The following is a 23,297-nucleotide window of genomic DNA, read 5'->3' as shown; positions in this document are numbered from 1 at the left end:
CGCCCTCACTGCAACAAAACCGCCCGTCAACGCGGGAACTGTTGCGGCCGCACCGACCGTGACCCCATCGCAGGTTGAGCCTGTCGAGACTTCTCCGCCCGTTGAGGTCGCGCCGGCGGAGATCGCCGCAACAGCAACGGTCGCTCCCACTCGCATCCTCGCTGCTCTCGACGATTCAACTGCCTGGCGTGCCACAACCGGTGGATGCCCTGCCACCTCGGCCGATCCCGAACTCACGACCGATTCCGGGTCCACCTGGGAGGGATTCAACGCCTCTGACGAGACCGGTGCCTCCTCCATCCTGGCGATCAACGTCGCCAACGCCGACACGATGTCCCTGGTCACCCTCGACGACACGGATTGCGCACCCCAACTCGTCACAACCTTCGTCGCGGGCGATGCGTGGAAGGCGTACCCCGAACGCGTAACGGCGGAGTGGTACATCAACCCGGCAACGCCAGGCACCGTGCACACCCCCGGCGGGGATGTGGCTGCCCCGTGCGCGGCGGTCTCCGCCATCGCGGCAACCGACAACGCCGCTGCAGCCGTCCTCTGCCTCGACGCTTCGGTCGTCACAACCCTGGATTCCGGCACAACGTGGTCTGAGCCTGCCGTTGTCCCGGGCGCGGCCGCCCTAGCGGCAACGACCGAGGGATATGCAGTGGCGGTGGCCAACCCGCCTGGGTGCACCGGTGTCTCTCTGGTCAGCGTTTCCCAGGAGGGCACCCTCGTTGCTACGGCCGACACGGCCTGCTTGCCCGCAACGGTCAACCCTGGCGAGACGGCCATCTCCGTTGCAGCAGACAGCACCGTGTGGCTATGGGCAGGCGATGCATTCGCCCGGTCTACGGATGGCGGCATGTCGTGGGTCTGAGCGGGGTCTCCTGGCAGCGCGCCTACGCCTCACGGCTCTTCTTCACTGATCTCACCATCGTCGTGCTGATGGTCTTGGGGAGCCAGGTCTTGTGGTTCGGAGCTCGACGTTCAGAGCTGCGTATCCCCATCGAGAATCTCACCGATTTCACCATCGGTTACACGCTTGTATCCCTGGCCTTGATTGGTTTCTGGATGCTCGCATTGGAGTTCTACGCAACACGCGACCACAAGATCATCGGCACCGGGAGCACCGAGTACAAGCGCATCATCGACGCCAGCGCCCGGATATTCGGTCTCACTGCAATCGTGGTCTTTCTGCTCAAGGTGGATCTGGCCCGGGGGTACTTCCTCACGGCCCTCCCCATTGGGCTTCTTTTTCTTCTCATCGGTCGCTGGGCCTGGCGGAAGTGGCTGATTGCCCGCCGTCGGGACGGCCAATTCGTGCACCGGGTCATAGTTGTGGGAGAACGGGAGAAGAGCACCCATGTCGTAGAAGGGATCAGACGCGACTTTGCAGCCGGTCTGTACCTGGCCGGTGCCGTGACCGAGAACGGCAGCATTGAGCAAGACCTCGTTGAGGGTGTTCCCGTGCTCGGCGATTTCAATCAAATTGTCCAGGCCATCGAATTGTCTCGTGCGGACACGGTGATTTTCACCGGAGCCGACGCTTTCGGCCCGCGGCGCCTCCGGGAGCTCGGCTGGCAGCTGCAGACGCTGAGGATCGACCTGATCATGGCCCCGGCACTGACCGATATCGCGGGTCCGCGCATCCACACGCGCCCTGTCTCGGGCCTGCCCCTGATCCAAGTGGATTTTCCTGCATTCACGGGTAGCCGGCACGCGGCGAAACGCACGTTCGACATGATCTCCTCCGGGCTGGGGCTGGTGCTGTTGAGCCCTCTGTTTGCGTGGATTGTGGTCGCGGTGCGTCGCGGTAGCGCGGGCCCCGCGTTCTTCTATCAGGAGCGTGTTGGCCTGAACGGCAACCACTTTCGCATGATCAAGTTTCGGTCGATGGTCACGAACGCTGAGGACAAGCTTCCCCACCTGCTCGACAGGTCGGATGGCAACGGTGTGCTCTTCAAGCTGAAGGTCGACCCGCGTGTGACCAAGGTGGGGAGTTTCCTGCGCCGGTTCAGCCTTGATGAACTTCCTCAACTGATCAACGTCTTCCTCGGGCACATGTCCTTGGTCGGTCCGCGGCCGCCGCTCGCGAAGGAGGTCGAGCAGTACGACAACCATGCCGAGCGACGCCTGCTGGTCAAGCCGGGCATTACGGGACTGTGGCAGGTGAGCGGACGCTCGGACCTCTCATGGGAAGACAGCATCCGGCTCGATCTCTACTACGTCGAAAACTGGTCACTGATTGGCGACGTCATGATCTTGTACCGAACTGTGCGCGCAGTTGTGAAACCGAATGGAGCCTACTGAGCATGCCCAGTGTTGTGATTATTGGAACGCGTGGCTACCCGAGCTACTACGGCGGATTCGAAACTGCGGTGCGTCGGCTTGCCCCCTACCTGGCCGAACAGGGCTGGGACGTGACGGTTTACGGGAGGCATGGGTCGACCCGCAGTTCTGACCCGGACGTAGACACGCGGGTGCGCTCCGTAGTGACGCGGGGCCTCGAGCGGAAATCTCTCAGCACCCTTTCCTACGGGTTGACCGCATGTCTCGACGCCGCGAAGCGAAAGCCCGATGTTGCCCTCGTCATGAACGTAGCGAACGGATTCTGGCTCCCGATCCTGAAAGCCCGGGGAATCCCGACGCTGATAAACGTGGATGGAATCGAGTGGGACCGGGCCAAATGGGGTCGGCTAGCCAAATGGATGTTTCGCACCGGGGCGAAGCTGACTGCGCGTTTCGGGACTCGTCTCGTTTATGACTCGCGCGTCATCGCGCAACGATGGAATCAGGATTTCGGTACTGATGGTGTGTTCATCCCGTACGGAGGAGCTGTCCCTCCTGAACTGCCGATCGAACCCGGGCTCACCCACCGGGGTTATGTGCTCGTGGTGGCCCGCTTTGTGCCGGAGAACACCATCCCGGAATTCCTCGATGCCGCAGAGTCGATTGCACAGACCCACGATGTTGTCATCGTGGGGTCGGAGGGATATGGCGGTCCGCTCGATAAGAAAGCGCAGCTTCTTGCCCAATCGAACGAGCGCATCACCTGGCTCGGCCATGTGAGCGACGACCGTCGTCTCTTCTCCCTGTGGCAGCACGCTGGTGTGTACTTCCATGGTCACAGCGTCGGCGGCACTAATCCGGCTCTGGTGCAGGCCATGGCGTGTGGTGCGCCCACCGTGGCGAGGGACACCGAATACAACCGTGAGGTCCTGGGCTCATCGGGCCTGTTCGTTCGCCCCACCAGCACAGACATCGAGCAGGCAGTTCTTGGCGCGATGGCTGATTCTCAGTGGCAGATCAACGCGATCGAGCATGGGCGTCGGCAGGTGGCTGAGATCTACACCTGGGAGAAGGTGTGCCAAGCGTACGAGGACAATCTCCGGGCGCTGTTCCAGGCAGAGCCTGGTGCGGGCTCTGCCCGTCACAGGGTCGATTCGGTTCTGGGGCGGAAATCTTGACTCTTTTTAAACGCTTTCACGGATTGCCAACATCCCGGAACGTGCACGCGACCGCGGGCGTTTTTTTGCGTGTGGGGTTGATGACCGCACGCGGCCTCGCGGTAGTCCCGTTCCTCAAACGGTCATCGGGCCCGCTCCTCCTCGGGCGCGGGGCACGAATACAGAATCCGGGATACGTAAGCCATGAGGGCAGACTCGTACTGGAACCGTACGCGGAGGTTCAAGGCATTTCGAGTGAGGGTATCAATTTCGGCTCGGATGTCTCCATAGGCAGGGGCACTCTCATTCGCCCGAGCAGCTACTACGGCGGTGAGATCGGTGAGGGGCTGTGGATCGGCGACAGGTCGAGCATCGGTTGCGACGGGTTCATCGGATGCTCCGGGCGTATTTCCATAGGGTCCGATGTCATGATGGGTCCGGGAGTTCGAATCTTCTCAGAGAACCACGTATTTGCTGACCCGACGGTGCCGATAAAGGCACAGGGAGTCTCTCGGAGTTTCGTGGAGATCGGCGACGACTGCTGGATCGGCAGCGGCGTCACGATCACGGCCGGCGTCCGAGTCGGGTCCGGAGTAGTCATAGCTGCCGGCAGCGTAGTGACCCGGGACATCCCAGACAACTCCGTCGCCGGAGGCACCCCAGCCCGGGTGCTTCGCAAGCGAGGAGATGCTGATGACTCGAAATAGGACGGGTGTCGTCTTCGTGCACTCGTCGAACGAGATGTACGGTGCGGACAAGGTACTGCTCCAAGTGCTCAAAACTCTGCCCGAGGCTGACAAACGGGCCGCGACGGTCTGGTTGCCCGATGACGCGGCGCCGTCCGTGTTCAGCCTTGATGCCGAGTTGAAGCGCAACAATCTGAGGTTCGAGATTAGGGCACTGCCAATTCTTCGGAGGAAGTACCTCTCACCACGTCATCTCCCGAAGACTCTGATGATGATGATTCGGACGCTCCTCGAACTACGTAGGCTGAAGCCGCACACTGTCTATATGACGACCTCGGCCTCGCTCGCCGTGGGTATTCTGGCGCGGATCCTAAGAGTTCCCCATGTCGTCCTCCATTGCCAGGAGGTGTGGCGAGGGCGTGAAGCGCACGTACTGGGCGCCCTCGCGACAGCAGCCACAGAATGCTTGTGCATCTCGAACGCGGCACAGGATGGGCTCAGGGGCCGTGTGAGAAGGCGCTCACGCGTGTTCCTCAATGGCGTGTCCGACTACGACCGTCCCCTCGTTGATCCCATCGCTCGCGGCGGGGTGCTGAAGTTCCTTGTTGCGAGCAGATGGAACTCCTGGAAGGGTCATTCGACTCTCTTGGAGGCCTGGGATTCAGGGGAACCACTCGGCGAGCTCGTCGTTGTTGGAGGGCCGCCGGAGATGGGCAAGCCGGTGGACGTCCGGGGCATCGTCTCCCGGATGAAAAACCGTGAATCCGTCGTTATCCAGGGGGAAGTGCAAGACATTTCCGCCCTGGTCGATGCTGTCGACTTCGTTGTGGTGCCGTCTGATGAACCCGAACCTTTTGGCCTGATCGCAATTGAAGCTTTCGCGCGGGGGCGCGCCGTGATCGGGAGCGATGGGGGCGGACTTTCGGAAATCGTGGATGACGCACAGACGGGCCGCCTGTTCCCACTTCGGGACAGCGCTGCGCTGAGATCGATCATGCAGGACCTTGACAGTCACCAGGCACAGGTCATGGGGGCCGCCGCCCGGGACTCCTATCTTCGTTCGTACTCGATCGAGGCATTCAACAGCAGGTTCAGTTCCTTCTGGTCAGAGATATTGCCGCCCGCGGGTGCAAAGTGAATCCGCGCGCAACGGTCGTCTACTGGTACGGCCGGGAAGACATGCCCCGAGACGGAGGCGGTTTGCGGGTGATTGCCTGGGAAGAGGCCCTGAAGTCGCTCGGCTACACCGTGACCATTCACGGTCTCAACACCCGCGGCCCCAGCCTGGACCGGAAGCCGACATTCCGCACCAAGGCCAAGCGAACTCTCGCCCCGATGCCGCTCTCGCGCTCCCTCGCGCCCCTACCGCCGGCCGATCTCCACGTCATTGCCGTTCCTGTCGTGTTCAAGGCTGCCGCCCGCGACCTTCCTCGAGATGAGATCATTTTCGACTGGATGGATCTGTGGAGCGTCAATTCGCGCACCATGGGCGCTTCTTCGCCGCTTTCCATGCTGGGCGGCCTGACTCAGAGTGCAATCTGGCGTCGTCGGGAATCGCAGCTCCCGTCGAAGGCGCGGTTCAATACCGTTGCCGGGTACGGGGATCTGACGTCGATTGGAGCGAACGCCAGCGCGGAGTGGCTCCCGACGCCAACCCAGACATTCGCTTCCCACGACCGCGGCCATGGACCCGTTACGCGTGTCGGCTTCCTGGGTAACCTCGGATACGAGCCCAATGAAATGTCCCTGAGAAAGTTCTTTCGTGAGTTCGGTCATCTGTTGAAGGCCCAGAAGCTGGAGATTGTGGTGGCAGGATTCGGTTCCGAGCGGGTACGCACCTGGGGTGTTCCCGCCACCGTCCTGGGTGCTCTGGACAATCTCGATTCCTTCTACGACAACATCGACGCCGTTATCGTGCCGATCGACCACGGTGGAGGCATCAAGGTCAAGGCAGTCGAAGCAATCGCACGTGGGCTGACCGTGTACGGAACCGACCACGTTCGGTCGGGCTTCAGCCCGGACTATGGACCGTGGATCCGAAATATCGAGGAGCTGTTTCGATCGGCACCGGCCCAACGCACTGCCGTGCCAGGGCTCGACCGCTCGCAACTCAGCTCCCGCTTCTCGCAGGGAGCATTTACCTCGTCGGTTGACGACATCCTTGGGCGGTGGTGAGCGTGAGAAAGTCGAACGTGATTTCGTGCTGATAGTCGCGGGGATCGTCAGCCTCGTGGTCCTCCTGGTCATCGGGCATTTCCTTGGTGCCCTGAACGTCCTGCTTCCGCTCATGCTCACCAGCCTCTGTTTTCTTCCGAAGGTACTGGCGGGCGCCACGGTGGCCGATCAAACCCGAGCCTCAATCTCTGGTGCTGAACCGCGCGTCATGACCTACACAGTCGCCATTTGCCTGGTCGTCCTGACTGCAGTGTTCCTGCGCAGGCAAGGGACACAGTGGCTGACCTACGGTGCTTTCGGCCTGTTCTTGTTCGTCTGGATTTTCTTGGTGTGGGACGGCAATAACGAGCAGTGGTCCGGGGTCATGCATTTCGGTGTCGCGGCGTTGGCGTGGGTTGCGGGCAGCTACATCTCCACGTTCCTCAAGATCGGGGACAAGTCGGAACGGATCCTGGTCGGCTGGCTGTTCATCACGGTCGCTGTCCAGGTGGTGATCTCGGTCGCACAGTTCGTCGGCGTTCCGCTCTTTCCGTTGGGCGCTGCGGCGGCCTCGGACCTGGGGCTGGTCGGCCGGGTGAACGGTTCCTTCGGCCACCCCACGGGACTGGGGAAGGTCCTTCTGTTGCTCTTGGTCCTTCTGTTGCCCTTGACGAAGTCAACTCAAACGACGGTACGCAAGCTCGCCTGGTGGTCGATCTGCATTTCAGCCATTCCCTTCGTGCTTTCCGGCGGCCGGGCCAACTTTTTCGGAGCGATCATCATGATCGTGATCTGGGCGATGACTTCGCAGGAAGCGAAGAATATCGGTCGACGCGTGATGATTCCGCTCGCCGCGCTCGGTGTCGTGGCGGCTTCGGCCGGCGTTTGGCTGGGCCGGTTCGAGACCGGCGAAATCGGTGGATTTCGCACTCACTTCACCGATGTTGCGCTCCAGCAGATCCAGATGCGGCCATGGTGGATCGGAACCGGCCCGGGGACTTACGTAACCGCGGTCGGACCGTTCGATGCTCTGACGGCGACCGGCTGGCCGGTACACAACTCTGTGCTGCTGGCCGTCGTGGAGTTGGGATTCATCGGTGCCACGCTCCTCTTCCTGCCGATTCTCATCCTGGTTGCCCGAGCCTGGAAGACTCGACGAGCGATGCACCCCAGCGGGATGTACGCGCGAGCCGTTCTTGCCTCCCTCCCCGGCATCATGATTGTGGCCTTGACTGGCTGGGGCATGATGTCGGACACGTTGCCCCTGTGGCTGTTCGTGCTCGGCTTCTGCGCTGAGCAGATCAGACGTCCGAGTGAGACTCCTGACGGGTCTATTCCGACCAACGCGCGAGTTCGATTGCCGGCGCCCACGGTGTCGTGACAGTAGTCCTCTCTGCCTGCGGGGGTCGACCTCCATTTTTAGACAACGACAGGAAGTACACCAACTTATGATGCAACGCATGAAGGCTCTGGCCAAGAACATGCTGCCCTCCGGCGCCCTGGACACATGGAGAAGGCTGCGAGGGAACCTGAGCAACACCCACGAGGCGCTCCTTGACGCGAAACGCCATCGCCTTCTCGGTGGACCGGGGGAGGGATTGTTCAACTCCGGCTGGAGTGGACGCCAGCTCGAGACCCAGCTGACGAAGGATTACCACCGGGTGGAAAAGGGGCTGGCGCTGAGAAACCCGAAGCGACCTTTCGGTGTGGAGGTCGAAAAGAGACTCGTCGTGGGGCTTGGCAACCTCGACGGCTCCGAGGCCGGCGCTGACTCCTATGGCGTATTCGCCACGTCCGCCCTCGCCGCTCTTCAAACCTGGAACACAGGCGGCGACGCCGACGACAGCGTTGCGCTTCGTGTGAACAGGGATGACGTGTTTCGGCAGGCTGACCAGGGAGAGCCCGCTCAGGAGCGGTGGGAGCACTTCTTCTCGTCCCGTCGCAGCGTGCGGGATTTCGATGATTCCATCGGCGTGAACATGGCGGATATCGAGGCGGCCGTATCGATGGCGACGCACACTCCGTCTGTCTGCAATCGACAGGCTTTCCGAGTGCATGTATATACGGGTGAGGCGGCGGTCTCTGTTCTCGCCCAACAGAACGGGAATGCTGGATTTCGAAGTTCCATCCCGGTTGTGTTGGCCGTGACGGTGGACGCGCGGCTGTTTTCGGGCCCGTCGGAGCGCAATCAGCGGTGGATTGATGGGGGTCTCTTCGCGATGACTCTGGGCTGGGCGCTGCATTCCAGGGAGCTGGCCACCTGTTACCTCAATTGGTCGATGAAGAACAGCCAGTCAGACACCTTCCGGGCATCGTCTGGAATCCCCGCACACGAAGACGTCATCACTCTGATCGCCGTTGGGATTCCTCCGAAGAACTTCAAGGTGGCCAGGTCTCCCCGGCGCCAGTTGGACGAGATTCTTGTCCAACACGATTGACCTCACGGGCGGAGCGCGCACGACCTGAGGTGGGAGCACAGCACACCCCGGGGTGCCGCGACGACGTCGCCGGCACGCGCCGGCTTTAGTCGCGTACCCACCCCGGCGGCGTGGTGAACGACCTCAGGAACTTGGCCGGCGTGCCGGCAACGACGGTGTTGGGCATGACGTCTTTAGTGACGATTGAACCCGCCGCAACCACGGCGTTGTCCCCGATCGTGACCCCGGGAGAAATGATCGAGAGTCGGCCTAGCCAGACGTTCCTGCCGATGGTGATCGGAGCCGAAACCACTGGCTCGTCCGGTGAGACACGATGGTAGTTCGTGTCCTGGATGGTGACCAGGTCAGCGATCTTGGTATGGTCACCGATTGTGATCGTTGTCCTGGCGGCGATGCTGACGCCCTGGTTCAGGAACACGTGTTCACCGATGTTGAGCGTCCCATCGCGATCAACAGCGATCCCCACACGGAACCGTTGTCCGCGAACCTGGAACCCAGACCCAATGTTCAGAGTTCCCTTGTTCCTGACCTGGGGGAGGCGACCGAAAACCCGGGGGGTCCCATTCACGTGGGCCCCCGCCATCCGAAAAGCGATGACAGCTCTGACGATTCGTAGCGCACTAACGATCATCGGAGTTCACCACCCGCTGAGTGCTCCCGGACCGCGGGATTTCCAGACGTACCGATTTAGAGGTCACGGAAATTAGCCGCCGCGAGCACGCGTGCGCGTCGCACACCTGAAGTGATCGCTGCCGCGGTCGCGGAACGATTGATGTCGAGTTCGCGCAGTCGACCCGTTACCTGGCTTGCGAAGCCCCGGACAGGATCGATACACGAGTCTGGAGTCCCCACCAACTCCATCAATCCGAGAACCTTTCCCTGCGTCGCCAAGACAATGGACGGGACCCCGAAGCTCAGGGCGAGAATCGAGAGGTGCATTCGCCCCGTGACGACGACATCGGCCTGGGCGGCGAGAGCCTTGACCTCAGACGGTGTGAGGAGCCGGTCCACGTGGTTGACATCCGTGTGGTCTGGGCTGGAAGCCTTGAACGATTCGATCACGGGAATATCGGTCGAGACATGGGGGAGCAGGAGGATCTCGTAGCCGAGTTCGCCGAGCGTTTCGACAATGTGGGCGTACTCTTCGTTCTGGTTGAGGGTCGAGTTGATGAGTCCGCTCATATTCACAATGGCGACCCGTTTCCCCGACTCAACCCACCCCCGCACCAAGGCTTCATGCGCGTTGGGCTCGGCGACGCCAGCGTGCAGAAAAACCACGTCGGCAGCCTCGACCGCTTCGATTCCGTTTTTTCGCAGCCGGGCTCGTGAATGGGGGTCGCGGGCGATCGCGACGACCCCGCCCCGGGCGGCCCGACGTGCCGCACTCAGAATCGCCCGATCGACACTCTCCTTCCAGCTGAAGCCGAGCACACGCGTGGGGATCTGTGCCTTCGCGGCCGCGGTGGCCAAGCTCCATTCGAGCGCGGAGGGGCGCCGACCGTAGCCGCCGTCCATCACGTCCGCTCCGACGATGGAAAGAGACCGAGCGCCGCGCAGTGTTCGCGCGAAGGTCAGAACATCCATGAGGCGGCTCAGTCCACGCCCGTAAATGAGCCGGGGAAGGACCACCAACTCGACACGTCCCGGGGCCAGCGAGTCTGGCACGTCGAACGCATCGGTGCTGCGAACAATGGCCCGCACCGGCCCCTCGACGTTCGCCAGAAAGCTCTCAAACATAGCCTGGTCGCCGATGTTCCCGCCGCCGGTGGAATTGATGATGACATGCGGGCCCGACTGGCCGGTCTGCCGCTGGCGGGACCCCGCGCGGACCGTCAACGAGTCGGCAAGAGCGGTCAGGGAAAGGAGAGCACGGCTATCCAGAGCGGAGATGAGCGCACCTTTGGCAAACGATTTTGCTGTTGCCTTGGGGGGTGTCATTCGCGGGGGCGTCACAGACGTCAAAGTGCCTCTTTCTCTCTCACCGGCGGCCGAAGTGACCGTCACAGCTTTCGTCGAACAGCTTGGGTTGCGGATGTGGCCAACTGCAAAAGCTCGTTCCGCAGAGGACGGTGCAGGAGCGTGATCGCCAGGCCGACAATCGCGCCACACCCGTTGATAGCGAACTGCAGAAGTATGTTGTCTACGGTGAGCAGCGCTCCCGCCAATAACCCGCAGGATGCCACGGCGATGGCCAATCCGATTCCTCTGAGGGCAATCGGAGTGGTCTCCCTGACAGGAAAATCACTGACCCTGCTGAGCCAGAGCAACGAGACGGGCCACGACACCACGAGACCGAGCGAGTACCCCGCCGCCACACCGAGTGGACCCCAGCTGCTCCCGACGATGACGCAGAGGATCACGAACGTTTTCGTGACGAGGTTGTAGCGGAGCAACGACCTGGTGAGGGCGCGAGCCAGGAAAACCCAGTACCCGGTGTAGGTCATGACCTGGAAGAGGGCACCAACACTCAGGATCTGGAGGATCGGTGCTGACTGCACCCATGCTGGTCCCAAGAGCAGCCTGACGAACGGGTAGGCGGTGGCCACCAGCAACCCGAAGAAGATCGCTGAGGTGTAGCTGAGTATGAGTTGAATCCGCGTGATTGCCCGAACGAATACTTCCTTGGACTCCACTCTCGACAAGAGCGGAAGCACAACGTTCGAAAGCGGGCCGAGAAGTTGAACGACGGGAAGCGTGATGATCTGGAACGCGCGGTTGTAGAGACCGAGAGCCGCAGCGCCCGAGCGAGCGCCAAGAATGACGCTGTCAATGTTGTAGCTGATGTAGCCGACGATTTGTGCCCAGCCCAAGTGCCAGCCGTATTCGAGGAACGGCCTGATCTCTGATCGTCGAGAGGGCAAGCCGGGAACCCATCGTGCGGCCACAACGCGGAGGAGGCAGAGCGTGGTCGCAATTCCGAGCTGCAAACCCACCAGCGCCCAATATCCCGCCCCCGAGAGCGCGAGGACCACGGCCACCGCCAGGCCGGCCACCTGCGACGCGACGTCGGTTGCCGCCAGCGTGAAGAAACGATGATTTCGGGTGAGCTCGACCTGGAACTGGGTCTGGATGCCGTTAAGGAGGAACGTCACAGAGATGGCGATGATGACGTTGACGAGCCGAGGATCACCGTAGAGGGACGCGATCAGTGTGGCTGCCGCACAGCACGCGCCGGCGAGCAGCAGGCCAAGGAGGGAGTTGATCCAGAACAGATTTGACTTCTGCGCGGGCGTCACGGATTTTGCCTGCACGGCCGCTGACGACAGACCGAAATCCCTGAAAAGCTCGCCGACTCCGACGACAGCCATCACCATAGCCAGCAGGCCAAAGTCGGCGGGAGAAAGCAAACGCCCGAGAACGACGAGATTCACTAAGAGCAGGCCGAGTTTGATTACCTGACCGGCAACCACCGCTGCGCCCCCGCGAGTGGCGGTCGCCGAAAGACTCAAAGCCGTCTCTCGAAGCTTGCCGCCGGGCGGGGTCGATTCTGGCGCGTTTCCCCTGTGACGTTGAATCCCATGTGTGCGCTCAATCTACGACTTCCCTGGTTCTGTACGACTGCGAAGTGGAGACTGGCGCCTGCGCCCGCTCGTTTCCAACACTTCGCATTCGATCTTAGCTTCGTGCCACCCCCGGATTGGGGGGTGTGGGCCATTGTCGGAGCCTGCGTCGTCTCCACCTGCCGCCGCCACCCGATGCAACCCAAGCATCCCTCATGGGTTAGCTTTCCTAAGTGACTGATTCCATCGCTGACCGCGCCTCCGCTGTCCCCAATCGACCGCGCCGAAGGAAGCAGCGCCCTCGTCGCGCGTTGATCATCCTCGCCGTGTGCGTCGGCCTAGTCGTTGTGGTCGGAGCCGCCGCGGGCTGGGTCGGGTCCAGGGTCTTAACGGCGAAGGCGGAACTCGAACAGGCGCAGGTCCTGGTGGGCACCCTCAAGTCCCAGGCCACCGCCATGGATTTTGTCGGTCTTGGCGCAACATCGACCAAGCTGTCCGCGGCCACAAGCAAGGCAGTCGACCAGACCCAGGATCCAATCTGGCGGGCCGCAGAAATCGTCCCCATCGCCGGGCCGAACCTCTCGGCCGTTCGTCAGCTGGCCGAAGCGGTCGATGTGGTTGCGAAAGAAGCTGTCGCGCCCGTCGCCGAAGTCGCGTCTGGCCTGAGCGCCGCTTCTCTGAAGCCCGTTGACGGAAAGATCAACCTCACGCCGATCCTGTCGCTGAATACGGCCCTCACCACAGCGAGCGCCGCGCTTGATTCTGCAGCGGAATCCGTGGCAGCGATCGAGCTCGACGGCACTGTGGCGCAGGTTGACGCGGCTGGCACCCAGTTCGGAACCCTTCTCGACAGCGCAGCAACCACCGTCGGCGACGTGCGCTCCATTGCCTCTGTGGTACCCGACATGCTGGGCGCTTCTGGGCCGCGCTCCTACATTTTGATCTTCCAGAACCTTGCTGAGTCCACGGCGCTCGGTGGCACCGCGGCCGCCCTGACCGAGGTCACCGTTGACAACGGGCAGATCAGCATCGCCCGGCAGGCGTCGAGTCAGACTTTTCCGTGGCGTGACGGTGAACCGGTCATCGCGGAGGATCCCAAGCTGGCGGCGCTGTACAGCCCGCTCATCTACACCCGGCTGAACCTCGCGACGAGCCGACCCGATTTCCCCACTGCCGCCCAGATCACCCAGGCGTTCTGGCAACAGGACCTCGGCGGAACCGTCGACGGTGTCATTTCGATCGACCCAGCCGCGCTCGCACACATGCTCGGCGCCACCGGCCCGGTCGCCATGAGCACCGGGGACGTTCTCACGGAAGACAATGCGGTCGCCCTGCTGCTCAACGAGATCTATTTCCGCTACCAGGGCAAGAACGGGCCCGACCAGACCGACGCCTTCTTTGCGGAGGCGGCAATGACGATGTTCAATGCCGTGACCAATTCCCAAGGCGAACCCGTGGACATGCTGAATGCGGTTTCCCAGGGAGTGAACGAGCACCGGATCATGGCGTGGAGCGCGCACCCCGAAGAGCAGAAGATACTTGAAGGGACCCCGATGGCCGGCATCCTGCCGGCCTCGAACGAGGCCGCAACGACCACCGGGGTATTCTTCCGCGACACCTCGACCTCGAAGATGGATTTCTACCTGGAGACCGGTGCGACGCTGAGCACGGATGTCTGCACCGCCGCGACCCCGACCTTCACAACGAAGGTTGATCTGCACTCCACCCTCACCGAGGAACTGGCGGAGAAACTTCCCAGCTACGTGGCCACCGAATACTGGGGCGCCGATCAGTTCCGCACCGAGGTCTATGTCTACGGGCCACCCGGCACGAGTTTCGTCTCGGCCGGTGTCGCCGAGGGAGCGGACTTGCTGGCCACCACGGACGACCTGGGCAGACCCGTTGCGAAGTTCAATGTGATGCTCACTCCCGGCCAAACCAGCCAGGTCACAGCCACCTTCGCTGGGCTGGCCGGCACCTATGGGGAGCCCATGCTTCGCACGACGCCCATGCTGAACCCGACAACAGTCGCCGTGGACGCTCCCGGCTGCAAGTAGCCCCGGCACCCTCGGAGTCCTGAGGATGGCCCCTGCGCCGTCGGTACACTAGCCCCATGGGTAATTGCGAATGAAGATCTCTGTCATCGGATGCGGCTACCTGGGCGCCGTTCACGCATCGGCAATGGCCGAGCTCGGGCACGAGGTCGTCGGCATCGACATTGACGCTGAGAAGATTGCCGCCCTTTCCGAAGGACGGACCCCGTTTTTCGAGCCGGGCCTCCCCGAGGTGTTGGCGTCGGCCACGGCGTCCGGGCGCTTACGTTTCAGCACCGACATCGCGGATGCGGCTGGCGCACAGGTGCACTTCATCGCCGTGGGTACCCCGCAGAAAAAACTCAGCTACGCGGCCGACCTCCGATATGTGGACGCAGCCGTTGCGGGACTCATCCCGCACCTGAGCGCCGGCGATCTGGTTGTCGGCAAGAGCACCGTACCTGTGGGCACCGCCGCCCGGCTCGCCGCAATTATCGAGGCTGCTGGAGCGGGCGCTGCCTTGGCCTGGAACCCTGAGTTCCTGCGCGAGGGGTTCGCCGTGCAAGACACTATTGCCCCGGATCGCCTGGTCTACGGTGTTCCCGCAGGCGAGGCCGGTGAGCGCGCGGTGGAACAGCTCAATTCGGTCTATGCCAGGGCGATGTCGACCCAGACCCCGCTGGTGGTGACCGACTACGCCACTGCTGAACTCGTCAAGGTCGCGGCGAACGCGTTTCTGGCGACCAAAATCAGTTTCATCAACGCAATGGCCGAAATCGCCGAGGTGTCGGGTGCCGACGTTACTCAGCTCGCCGACGCCATCGGCTACGACGCACGCATTGGTCGCCGCTTCCTCAATGCGGGCGCCGGCTTCGGCGGCGGCTGCCTGCCCAAGGACATTCGCGCGTTCACGGCCCGCGCCGAAGAGTTGGGCCGCGGCGAATCCGTCGCCTTCCTCAAGGAGGTCGACGCCATCAACCTGCGCCGCCGCCAGCGGGTCGTCGACCTCACCGTCTCGGCCCTCGACCGCCCGGTCTACAACGCCAAGGTCGCCGTGCTCGGGCTCAGCTTCAAGCCGCACTCCGATGATGTGCGCGACTCGCCCGCCTTGGATGTAGCTGTGCAGCTGCGCGGCCTCGGCGCCGACGTGGTGGCCACCGACCCACAGGCGATCGAGAATTCCCGTTTTCGTCACCCTCAGATCACCTACTCCACCGATATCGAGGCGACGTTGCGCGACGCCGATGCCGTTGTGCTCGTCACCGAATGGCCGGAATTCAAGTCGATCGACCCTGAGTGGGCCGCCGGACTGGTGAAGAGCCGCACCATCATCGATGGTCGCAATACCCTTGATGCAGCAGCTTGGCGAGAAGCCGGCTGGACCTACTACGGATTGGGCCGACCTTAAATGGCATTGAACCACCCTCGCTTGGTCGCCTTCGACCTCGATGACACCCTGGCACCCTCGAAGTCGCCGATCGACCCGCGCATGGCATCGCTCTTCGTGCAGCTGCTGAGCGTGGCCGAGGTGTGCGTGATTTCCGGCGGACAATTCGCGCAGTTCACCATGCAGGTCGTCGACAACCTCACCGACGTTGACGACGCCACACTGGCGCGCCTGCACCTCATGCCCACCTGCGGCACTCAGTACTACCGCCACCGCGCGGGGGAGTGGGAGCAGGTGTACGCCGAGAACCTCACCGACGACCAGAAACAACGTGCCCTCGCCGCCGTCGAGGCCACCGCTCGTGACCTCGGCTATTGGGAAGCCGAACCCTGGGGCCCGATCCTTGAGGACCGCGGCTCGCAGATCACGTTCTCGGCTCTGGGTCAGGCCGCACCGGTGGCCGCGAAGACCCAGTGGGACGTCGACGGCGCCAAAAAGACAGCCCTGCGCGAAGCCGTTCAGGCACAGCTGCCTGACCTTGAAGTACGCTCAGGCGGCTCGACGTCGGTGGATATCACCAGGCGCGGAATCGACAAGGCCTACGGCATGACGCGCCTGGCCGAGCTCACCGGCATCCCCCTTGACGACATGCTCTTCGTCGGAGACCGGCTCGACGAGAACGGCAACGACTACCCGGTGAAGGCTCTCGGCGTCGACTGCGTCGCTGTGGAGAACTGGGAAGACACCGCGGCTTTTCTGGATACGCTCGTTCCTGCCTTAGCCCGCTAGAAGTCGACAGGGCTTGCCTCCAGCTCATACTCGTGTGTTGATATACGCACACCCTGTATGACTGGAGGCAACCCGATGCCCAATGTCCTGGCCGGCCTATCGCCGCGTTCACTGTTTGCGCAGCGCGGTCATCGTTGCCGCCAATGCGGCACCCCGATTGATGACCGGGGGAGGTACTGGTGCTCCGAAGAATGCGAGGACTACTGGGTCGACGACTGCCTGTAAGGGCTACTCGTCGTTGAGGTCCGCGGCTACGCGTTCGCTCTGGTCCGGACAGCTCTTGGCGGCGGACTGCTCGAGCACGCGGTGCGCCAGTTCAACTCTGGATTCCTCGGAGAGGCCCTCAGTGGCGTAGGTGGCCAGTACCTTGTCGACGGCGTCGTTCAGGTCGAGGTCAGGGCGCTCGGCCAGGTTGGTGCAGACCACCTGGCTGTAGAGGTTCACCATGGCCTTGGTCTGCTTGTCGAGCAGCTGCGGCTCCGTGAGCGCTGTAGCGGTCGGGGTGGGCGTCGGTGATGCGGTTGGCGTTGTTTTGCCCATCGTGGTGGCGGCAGTGCAGCCCGAAAGCAGGATGACGCCAAGGAGAACAGTGGCCGGGGCTATAAGACGCATTCGGCGAGCTTACCCACTAGGTAATGACCAATGGCAGTGCGGCCGAGGGGCGTCACATCGTTTGATAGGCGGCTACGGCAAGAGCGGCCGCGCCGACGGCGGCGATGATGATGATGACGAAGAGGCGGACGGCAAGCATCCCGTTGCTGTGTTCCAGTCGTCGGTACCAGCGCCTGCGCCGACGAGTCCGTCGGCGGATTCCCATGCAGCGAAGCTAATTGACGAAGGGGCAGTTTGGAACCCACGAGTTCCCCCCCCAATTCGGGCGTGACTCGAACGCGGATCACTATCCGGGCCCGAACCGGCGGTCTATGGTGTGCGCACCGTTACCCGACCGGTCCGCAGGAGGCAACCCGAATGCCCGAAGTGCAGAATGCTCTAACGCGCCATCAAGCTCCGCCACCGCCCCGCCGCCACGGCTGGCGGATTGTCTTTGTGCTGTTCAGCGTGTTCACGGTGGTGGTGCTGGGGGTGGCGGCGGTGACGGTGTGGAATCTGTCGCGCAGTTTCGAGTCGGTGGAGAAGATCAGCGAGGCGTTCCCGGCCGATGAGACGGCGCGACCGCCCGCGGCGACCGGCGCCGCGGCATCCGCGATGAATTTTCTGTTGCTGGGCTCCGACAGCCGAGGTGACAGCACCGGGTCGATCGCGAACCTCAGCGGGCAACGCTCCGACACCATCGTGATCGTGCACGTGCCCGCGGACCGCAAGACCCTGTCGGTGATGTCGATTCCCCGGGACAGCTGGCTGGAGATCCCCGGCTACGGCGAAGCGAAAATCAACGCGGCGCTGTCATACGGCGGGGTGCCGTTGGCGGTGCAGACGGTGGAGGGGCTGCTGGGCTCACGGATTGATCATGTGGCAGTGGTGGACTTTGCCGGGTTCGCGGCGCTGACGGATGCGCTGGGCGGGGTGGACATCGACAACCCGATCCCGTTTGAGTCGTACCATCTGTCGGGGCGCACCTTCCCGCAGGGACTGCAGCACCTCAACGGCACCGAGGCGCTGGCCTTCGCCCGGGAACGGTACGCGTTCGCCGATGGCGATTTTCAGCGGGTGCGCAATCAGCAGCTGCTGATCAGCGCGCTGCTCAGCGGATTGATGCACAAGTCGGTGCTGGGGAACCCGACCACGATGGGCGGAGTGATCGAGGCGGTTAGCCCCAACCTGGCGATTGATGAGGAGCTCTCGGCCACCGACCTGGTGACCCTGGGGGTGGAGCTGCGGGACGTGCGGGAGGGTGACGTGAGCTTCTTCACCATTCCTACCGCCGGCACCGGGACGTCTGCGGACGGGCAGTCGATCGTGAACCTGGACTGGGCGGCGCTGCCGGCGCTGCAGGAGGCGTATCGGAGTGATTCTCTCAGCGGGGTGGTGCCGGCGGTGCAGGCGGCGGGGTGAGGGCGAGCTGGGGGGAGCGGGCGGTGACGGCGGCTAGCAGAGTTAGGGCCAGGAGGGCGCCCAGGGCGGCGCCGGCGGTGTTGGCGAGCACGTCGAGCGGGGTGGCGAAGCGGGCGGGCAGGAAGACCAGCTGGCCCAGCTCGATCAGGCCGCTCGCGGCGAAACCGGCCAGAATGGCCACCCACCAGCGTGCCGAGCCCAGCAGAACCACCCCCAGCAGCCCCACAGGCAGGAATAGGGCGATGTTCGCGGTGAATTCGACCAGCGCGTAGTTCACCCAGCCTGGCACGCCGTGGGCGTGCAGGCGGGCCAGCAGGCTGGCGATGCCGTGCGAGGCGCCCCGGTCCACCGGGGTGGGCCAGAACGCGATCAGGGTGAGCGTGAGCAGATACCCGGCCGCCAGCCAGCGGGCGGCCCGGCGGAGGGCGGCGTGGCGTCGATCGGCCAGGGTGGGTGCCAGAGCGCTCACGTGACCTCCCAAGGGCTGCAGGTCACGGCCTCCGGCATGGTTCAGAGCGGGAGGTCATCACCGTCAACGGACCAAGCATTCAGAGTAGCGAGGCGAGGCTGGGAGGCCAAGGTGTGCCAACCGGATGGCGCTCAGCGGCCGCCGTGCACCTCGACGCGCTTGGGCAGCAGGAACACCAGCAACAGCGCCACCACGCTCAGTCCGGCACTGACGGCCATGGCCAGGGTGGCGCTGTGGGTGAAGCCGGCGGCGACGGCATCCGCGCCAGGGCCGGCCACCACCAGGGTGCCGAAGAACACACTGCCCACCACGGCGATGCCCGCGGCGCTGCCCACCCGCTGCATCACACCGATCACACCACTGGCGGCGCCGGCCTCGGAGGGGTCGACGGTGGCGACGATGAACGCCACGTTCGGCGCGATGAAGCACCCGCTGCCCAGGCCCGCGATGAACAGCGGCGGCAGCAGGATCCAGTTGGTGAGGTCGGCGGGGACGGTGAGCAGCAGCACCAGCCACACCCAGATCAGACCCACCGTGACCAGGGCCACACCACCGACGAGCACGGTGCGCCCCAGGCGCTCGGTGAGCCGGTTGCTCTGCGACGCGCCCAGGATCGAGCCGATCGCGAACGGGATCGAGACCAGGCCGGATTCCAGCGCGGTGTGGCCGAGGCCCGCCTGCCAGAGGATCGAGATGGTGAAGAAGATGCTCGTGAATGCCGCGAAGTAGACCAGGGCCAGGATGACGCCGCCGGTGAACGCCGGGTGCGAGAAGAGATGCGGCGGCACGAGCGGGCTGCTGCCGCGTTTGGTCAGGGCCACCTCCCAGGCGCCGAACGCCACGATGAGCAGCACCCCGGCGGCGAGCACCAGGTAGGTCCAGAGCGGCCAGCCGCGGTCCTGGCCCTCGATCAACGGCACCAGCAGGGCCACCAGGCCGGCGGAGAGCAGCAGCAGGCCCACCCCGTCGACGCGGGCAGCGGCCGGCGCGCCGGGCGCGGAGGCGGTGCCGGTGCCGGTGGGCAGCAGGATGGCGGCGGCGATCAGCGCGACGATGCCGATCGGCAGGTTCACCCAGAAGACCAGGCGCCAGCCCTCTTCCACGCCGAACGCCTCGATGATCAGGCCGCCCACGATGGGGCCGAGCGCGGTGGAGACGCCGATGACCGACCCCATGATGGCGAACGCCTTGCCGCGGGACGCCGCCGGGAACATCAGCTGGATGACGGCCGTGACCGCGGGCACGAACATGCCGCCGGCCAGACCCTGCACGACGCGGGCGATGATCAGCTGCAGGTCGTTCTGGGCGAGCCCGCAGGCCAGGCTGGCGACGGTGAAGAGCGCCAGGCCGGTGAAGAAGACCCACTTGTGGCCGATCCGGTCGCCGATGCGGCCGGCGGGAATGAGGGCCAGACCGAACGCCAGGGCGTAGCCGGAGATGATCCAGGACAGGGTCGCCTCGGAGGCGTCGAGGCTGGTGCGGATGCTGGGCAGCGCCACGTTCACGATCGTGGTGTCGAGCAGGGCCATGAACATGCCCGCCATCAGCACGATGAGGGCCTGCCAGGCGCGACGGGACACCTTGGTGTCTGGGGCGAATGCGGGGGAGTCGGTCATGTCGTGGCCTTTCCAACGCCGGCAACTGGTGAGAACAGAAAAACCCCCACTCACTTGAGTGGGGGTTTATTTCTGTCGGGGTAACAGGATTTGAACCTGCGACCTCGTCGTCCCGAACGACGCGCGCTACCAAGCTGCGCCATACCCCGATGGTCCTGTGGACCTCGACAAGTATAACCCCATCGGGTGCCCGGGTTTCGACCAGGCCTAGCCGGGCGGGGCGGACTTGCCGACGACCACGGTCACGGTGCCGCCCGGGGCGGTGGGGGTGCCGGCGGCGGGGGTCATCGAGAGCACCTTGCCGTTCTGGCTCGCGTCCGTCACCGGCTGCTCGCTGGCCACCACCCCGAAACCGCTCAGCGTGCCCTTGGCCTGGTCGAGGGATTGCCCGACCACGTTCGGCAGCAGAATCTGAGAGCCGTTGCTGGAGAACACCGTGACGGTGGCTCCGGTGCTGGTGCTGGCGCCACCGGCGGGGTCGCTGCGCGACACTGTGCCGGCGGGCAGCTCCGAGTCGGTCACGCCGCCGTCGAGGAAGCCGAAGCCGGCGCCCTCAATGGCGTCCCGAGCTGCATCCACGCTCATACCGCGTACGTCGGGCACGGTGACCTGCACCCCGCGGATGAGGTTGTTGGCAGCCTGCTCGAACTCCTCGCCGCCGTACTTGGCATTGGCCACGCCCATGATCTCCGGCCAGATGCGGTGCCGGGCGGTAGCCGCGGAACCGCTGTCGAAGTCGAGGTTGCGCTGGTTGTTGTCTTTTCCGGTGACGCTGACCACGCCCACGACGGTGGCGACCTCGGTGCTGGCCCCGCTCATCCAGGTGTCGTTGGAGCCGTCGGTGGTTCCGGTCTTACCGATCATGTCGACCCGCGGTGAGGTGTTTCGGTACGACTGCCCGGCGGAACCCTGGGTCATGACCCGCTCCATGGCGTACGCCATACCGGCGGCCACTTCGGGCTCCACCGACGCGGTGCAGGTGGACACGGGCGCGGGAATTTCCACACCATCCGCACCGATGATCCGGTCGATCACGATGGGGGAGCAGGTGATGCCCTTGTTGGCGATGCCGGCGAAGGCCACGGCCATGCTCAGCGGGGCGACCTCGTTGGTGCCGAGCACCGAACCGGCGCCCTTCTGCAGTGGGTCGCCATCCGCCCGGTGAACCCCGAACGACGTGGCCATGTCACGGATCTTGCAGAGGTCCAGCCGCTTGGCCATGCCGAGGAAGCCGGTGTTGATCGAGTCGATCGTCGATTCCAGGGCCGAGTAGTTGCGGCCGGCTTCGTTGGAGTCGTTGCGCGGGTTATAACCGGGGAAGCTCTGGGCGCCGTCGCAGTAGTCCTGGAAGGTGCCCCAGTTGGACTTGCGTGCGGAGTCAACGCGCTCGCCGAGCGGGTGGCCCTCCTTGAGCCACTCGGCCAGGGTGAAGACCTTGTAGGTGGAGCCGGGCTGGAAGCCCAGCGAGCCGCCCTGGTTGAAGTCGGTGTTGTAGTTGATGCCGGTGTACTCCGGGCCAGGAGCAACCTCCAGCTGGGTGTACAGCTTGTTCTGCGCCATCGTGAGCACCCGGCCGGTGCCCACTTCAACGCTGGTCGCCACGGCGCCCACGTCCCAGCCGTCGTAGGTCATCGGCACGTTCTCGGCGATGGCCGCCTCGGACGCCATCTGCAGCTCGATGTCGAGGGTGGTGTAGATCTGGTAGCCGCCGCGACGGAAGTTCGTCATGCGGGTGTCTTCGTCTGCGCCGAAAGTGGGGTCGGTCTTGAGCTGGTAGGTGACGTAGTCGCAGAAGTATGCGGCGCCACCGGCGGTCTGGCAGCCGGTGCTGGGCTCGGTGATGGCCGGTTCGATCGGGCTGGCGACGGCGGTGTCGTAGTCGGCCTGGTTGATCTTCTTGTGCTTGAGCATCTCGCGCAGGATGTAGTCGCGGCGGTCCTTGTTGGCGGCGTACCCGTTCGCGGCGCCGTTGGTTTCGCTCTCGGGCTCGTCCAGGCGGAACTTCTCCGGGTTGTTCACGATCGCGATGAGGCTCGCGGCCTGCGGCAGGGTGAGGGTGGCGGCGGTGGCCGAGAAGTAGTACTCGGCCGCGGCCTGGATGCCGTACACGGTGCCGCCGAAGCCGGTGATGTTCAGGTAGCCCTGCAGGATCTCGTCCTTGCTGTACTCCTTCTCCACCCCGATGGCCAGCCGCATCTCCTTGAGCTTGCGTTCCTCGGTGGGGTCGGTGGCCTCCTCGAAGCAGGCCTGAAGCTCGTCCGGGTCGGGCATGACCTCGCACTTTTGCACCAGCACGTTCTTGACGTACTGCTGGGTCACCGATGAGCCGCCCGAGGTAGGCCCGCCGGTGAACTTGGCCAGCGCCGCCCGCATGGTGCCCTGCAGGTCGATTCCGCCGTGTTCACGAAACCGGGGGTCCTCACCGGCGACGACGGCGTCCTGCACGAACAGGTTCATGGCCGCCAGAGGAACTTCAACCCGGTTCTGGTCGTAGAACGAGGCGAGCTCGTAGGGGACTCCGCTGTTCGGCACCGCATAGATGGTGCTCACCTGCGACAGCTCGTCGATCTTGAGGTAATTCGGCAGGTTCTCGAAGGCGTTGATCGTGCTGCTCGCGGCCAGACTGGAGATCGCCAGCGCCGGGGTGATCCCGACGGTAATCAGCAGGCCGGCGACAGCGCTCATCGCCACGAAACCGGCGAGTCCCCCGATGACGCCGGAAAAAGTTCTCTTGGAATCCCCCATAAGAGCGAGCCTAGGGGATCGCCG

General features: G+C 63.9%; 20 protein-coding genes and 1 tRNA gene. 12 read left to right on the top strand and 9 right to left on the bottom strand.

Annotated elements, in window-relative coordinates; genetic code table 11:
* Positions 1-58 precede the first annotated feature (58 nt).
* The 8 genes from E3T22_RS17140 to E3T22_RS17105 all read left to right on the top strand — a co-directional run bounded on the left by E3T22_RS17140 (position 59) and on the right by E3T22_RS17105 (position 8,721).
* The gene (locus tag E3T22_RS17140) at positions 59-874 is read left to right on the top strand and encodes a hypothetical protein (RefSeq protein ID WP_134481110.1); all 816 of its coding nucleotides are present in this window, start codon (positions 59-61) and stop codon (positions 872-874) included.
* The gene (locus E3T22_RS17135; RefSeq protein ID WP_240632361.1) at positions 865-2,307 is read left to right on the top strand and encodes a sugar transferase; all 1,443 of its coding nucleotides are present in this window, start codon (positions 865-867) and stop codon (positions 2,305-2,307) included. Before E3T22_RS17140 ends, E3T22_RS17135 begins: the two co-directional genes overlap by 10 nt.
* A gap of 2 nt (positions 2,308-2,309) precedes the next feature.
* Positions 2,310-3,464, top strand: a complete 1,155-nt coding sequence (locus E3T22_RS17130) for a glycosyltransferase (protein ID WP_088455161.1) — start codon at positions 2,310-2,312, stop codon at positions 3,462-3,464.
* Positions 3,465-3,544: 80 nt separating this feature from the next.
* Positions 3,545-4,150, top strand: coding sequence for a DapH/DapD/GlmU-related protein (locus E3T22_RS17125; protein ID WP_134481111.1), 606 nt, complete (start codon positions 3,545-3,547; stop codon positions 4,148-4,150).
* Positions 4,137-5,267, top strand: coding sequence for a glycosyltransferase (locus E3T22_RS17120; protein ID WP_166789326.1), 1,131 nt, complete (start codon positions 4,137-4,139; stop codon positions 5,265-5,267). The genes E3T22_RS17125 and E3T22_RS17120 overlap by 14 nt, the downstream gene beginning before the upstream one ends.
* 68 nt (positions 5,268-5,335) lie before the next feature.
* On the top strand, positions 5,336-6,304 hold the full coding sequence (locus tag E3T22_RS17115) for a glycosyltransferase family 4 protein (RefSeq protein ID WP_166789325.1): 969 nt from the start codon (positions 5,336-5,338) through the stop codon (positions 6,302-6,304).
* Entirely contained in the window at positions 6,279-7,664 is a 1,386-nt protein-coding gene (locus E3T22_RS17110) for an O-antigen ligase (RefSeq protein ID WP_134481112.1), read from the top strand. Before E3T22_RS17115 ends, E3T22_RS17110 begins: the two co-directional genes overlap by 26 nt.
* Positions 7,665-7,743: 79 nt before the next feature.
* Positions 7,744-8,721 carry a nitroreductase family protein gene (locus tag E3T22_RS17105; protein ID WP_166789324.1) on the top strand — a complete coding sequence of 326 codons (978 nt, stop codon included), beginning with the start codon at positions 7,744-7,746 and terminating at the stop codon, positions 8,719-8,721.
* 85 nt (positions 8,722-8,806) lie between these two features.
* Here the strand turns inward: E3T22_RS17105 and E3T22_RS19545 are convergent, their stop codons facing one another.
* The 3 genes from E3T22_RS19545 to E3T22_RS17090 all read right to left on the bottom strand — a co-directional run bounded on the left by E3T22_RS19545 (position 8,807) and on the right by E3T22_RS17090 (position 12,170).
* A complete protein-coding gene (locus E3T22_RS19545; protein ID WP_304984978.1) occupies positions 8,807-9,187 on the bottom strand; it encodes an acyltransferase in 381 nt (126 codons plus the stop codon).
* Positions 9,188-9,408: 221 nt separating this feature from the next.
* Positions 9,409-10,659 (bottom strand): polysaccharide pyruvyl transferase family protein, encoded by a 1,251-nt coding sequence (locus E3T22_RS17095; protein WP_088455168.1) that lies wholly within the window; start codon positions 10,657-10,659, stop codon positions 9,409-9,411.
* Between the two features lie 62 nt (positions 10,660-10,721).
* Positions 10,722-12,170 (bottom strand): lipopolysaccharide biosynthesis protein, encoded by a 1,449-nt coding sequence (locus tag E3T22_RS17090; RefSeq protein ID WP_255416766.1) that lies wholly within the window; start codon positions 12,168-12,170, stop codon positions 10,722-10,724.
* 284 nt (positions 12,171-12,454) lie between these two features.
* Between E3T22_RS17090 and E3T22_RS17085 the strand changes: the two genes are divergently transcribed.
* The 3 genes from E3T22_RS17085 (at position 12,455) to E3T22_RS17075 (ending at position 16,430) form a co-directional block, all read left to right on the top strand.
* Positions 12,455-14,278, top strand: a complete 1,824-nt coding sequence (locus E3T22_RS17085) for a DUF4012 domain-containing protein (RefSeq protein ID WP_134481113.1) — start codon at positions 12,455-12,457, stop codon at positions 14,276-14,278.
* A 70-nt stretch (positions 14,279-14,348) separates the two neighbouring features.
* On the top strand, positions 14,349-15,662 hold the full coding sequence (locus E3T22_RS17080; protein WP_088455171.1) for a UDP-glucose/GDP-mannose dehydrogenase family protein: 1,314 nt from the start codon (positions 14,349-14,351) through the stop codon (positions 15,660-15,662).
* A gap of 6 nt (positions 15,663-15,668) precedes the next feature.
* The gene (locus E3T22_RS17075; RefSeq protein ID WP_088457852.1) at positions 15,669-16,430 is read left to right on the top strand and encodes an HAD-IIB family hydrolase; all 762 of its coding nucleotides are present in this window, start codon (positions 15,669-15,671) and stop codon (positions 16,428-16,430) included.
* Between the two features lie 228 nt (positions 16,431-16,658).
* Here E3T22_RS17075 and E3T22_RS17070 read toward each other — a convergent pair whose 3' ends face one another.
* Positions 16,659-17,042, bottom strand: coding sequence for a hypothetical protein (locus tag E3T22_RS17070; protein ID WP_134481114.1), 384 nt, complete (start codon positions 17,040-17,042; stop codon positions 16,659-16,661).
* A gap of 52 nt (positions 17,043-17,094) precedes the next feature.
* Positions 17,095-17,247 carry a hypothetical protein gene (locus E3T22_RS19150; RefSeq protein ID WP_166789322.1) on the bottom strand — a complete coding sequence of 51 codons (153 nt, stop codon included), beginning with the start codon at positions 17,245-17,247 and terminating at the stop codon, positions 17,095-17,097.
* Positions 17,248-17,477: 230 nt separating this feature from the next.
* Here E3T22_RS19150 and E3T22_RS17065 point away from each other — a divergent pair, with 230 nt between their 5' ends.
* Positions 17,478-18,443 carry an LCP family protein gene (locus E3T22_RS17065; protein WP_166789321.1) on the top strand — a complete coding sequence of 322 codons (966 nt, stop codon included), beginning with the start codon at positions 17,478-17,480 and terminating at the stop codon, positions 18,441-18,443.
* Here E3T22_RS17065 and E3T22_RS17060 read toward each other — a convergent pair.
* From E3T22_RS17060 to E3T22_RS17045, 4 genes are all read right to left on the bottom strand, one after another.
* The gene (locus tag E3T22_RS17060; protein WP_166789320.1) at positions 18,406-18,912 is read right to left on the bottom strand and encodes a VanZ family protein; all 507 of its coding nucleotides are present in this window, start codon (positions 18,910-18,912) and stop codon (positions 18,406-18,408) included. The genes E3T22_RS17065 and E3T22_RS17060 overlap by 38 nt on opposite strands.
* 131 nt (positions 18,913-19,043) lie before the next feature.
* On the bottom strand, positions 19,044-20,528 hold the full coding sequence (locus E3T22_RS17055; protein ID WP_088455176.1) for a DHA2 family efflux MFS transporter permease subunit: 1,485 nt from the start codon (positions 20,526-20,528) through the stop codon (positions 19,044-19,046).
* 75 nt (positions 20,529-20,603) lie between these two features.
* Positions 20,604-20,677 (bottom strand) — tRNA-Pro (locus tag E3T22_RS17050).
* 58 nt (positions 20,678-20,735) lie between these two features.
* Entirely contained in the window at positions 20,736-23,273 is a 2,538-nt protein-coding gene (locus E3T22_RS17045) for a transglycosylase domain-containing protein (protein WP_088455177.1), read from the bottom strand.
* Positions 23,274-23,297 lie beyond the last annotated feature (24 nt).

This window comes from Cryobacterium sp. TMB3-10, assembly GCF_004402305.1.
In the GTDB taxonomy this organism is placed as follows: domain Bacteria; phylum Actinomycetota; class Actinomycetes; order Actinomycetales; family Microbacteriaceae; genus Cryobacterium; species Cryobacterium zongtaii.
This window is presented reverse-complemented; position numbering and strand designations above follow the sequence as displayed.

Bases quoted from the DNA above. Each gene is read 5' to 3' on its own strand.
- E3T22_RS17105 (WP_166789324.1), top strand. From the start codon at position 7,744: ATGAAGGCTCTGGCCAAGAACATGCTGCCCTCCGGCGCCCTGGACACA.
- E3T22_RS17130 (WP_088455161.1), top strand. From the start codon at position 2,310: ATGCCCAGTGTTGTGATTATTGGAACGCGTGGCTACCCGAGCTACTAC.
- E3T22_RS17080 (WP_088455171.1), top strand. From the start codon at position 14,349: ATGAAGATCTCTGTCATCGGATGCGGCTACCTGGGCGCCGTTCACGCA.
- E3T22_RS17070 (WP_134481114.1), bottom strand. From the start codon at position 17,042: ATGCGTCTTATAGCCCCGGCCACTGTTCTCCTTGGCGTCATCCTGCTT.
- E3T22_RS17120 (WP_166789326.1), top strand. From the start codon at position 4,137: ATGACTCGAAATAGGACGGGTGTCGTCTTCGTGCACTCGTCGAACGAG.
- E3T22_RS17045 (WP_088455177.1), bottom strand. From the start codon at position 23,273: ATGGGGGATTCCAAGAGAACTTTTTCCGGCGTCATCGGGGGACTCGCC.
- E3T22_RS19150 (WP_166789322.1), bottom strand. From the start codon at position 17,247: ATGGGAATCCGCCGACGGACTCGTCGGCGCAGGCGCTGGTACCGACGA.
- E3T22_RS17125 (WP_134481111.1), top strand. From the start codon at position 3,545: ATGACCGCACGCGGCCTCGCGGTAGTCCCGTTCCTCAAACGGTCATCG.
- E3T22_RS17095 (WP_088455168.1), bottom strand. From the start codon at position 10,659: ATGACACCCCCCAAGGCAACAGCAAAATCGTTTGCCAAAGGTGCGCTC.
- E3T22_RS17055 (WP_088455176.1), bottom strand. From the start codon at position 20,528: ATGACCGACTCCCCCGCATTCGCCCCAGACACCAAGGTGTCCCGTCGC.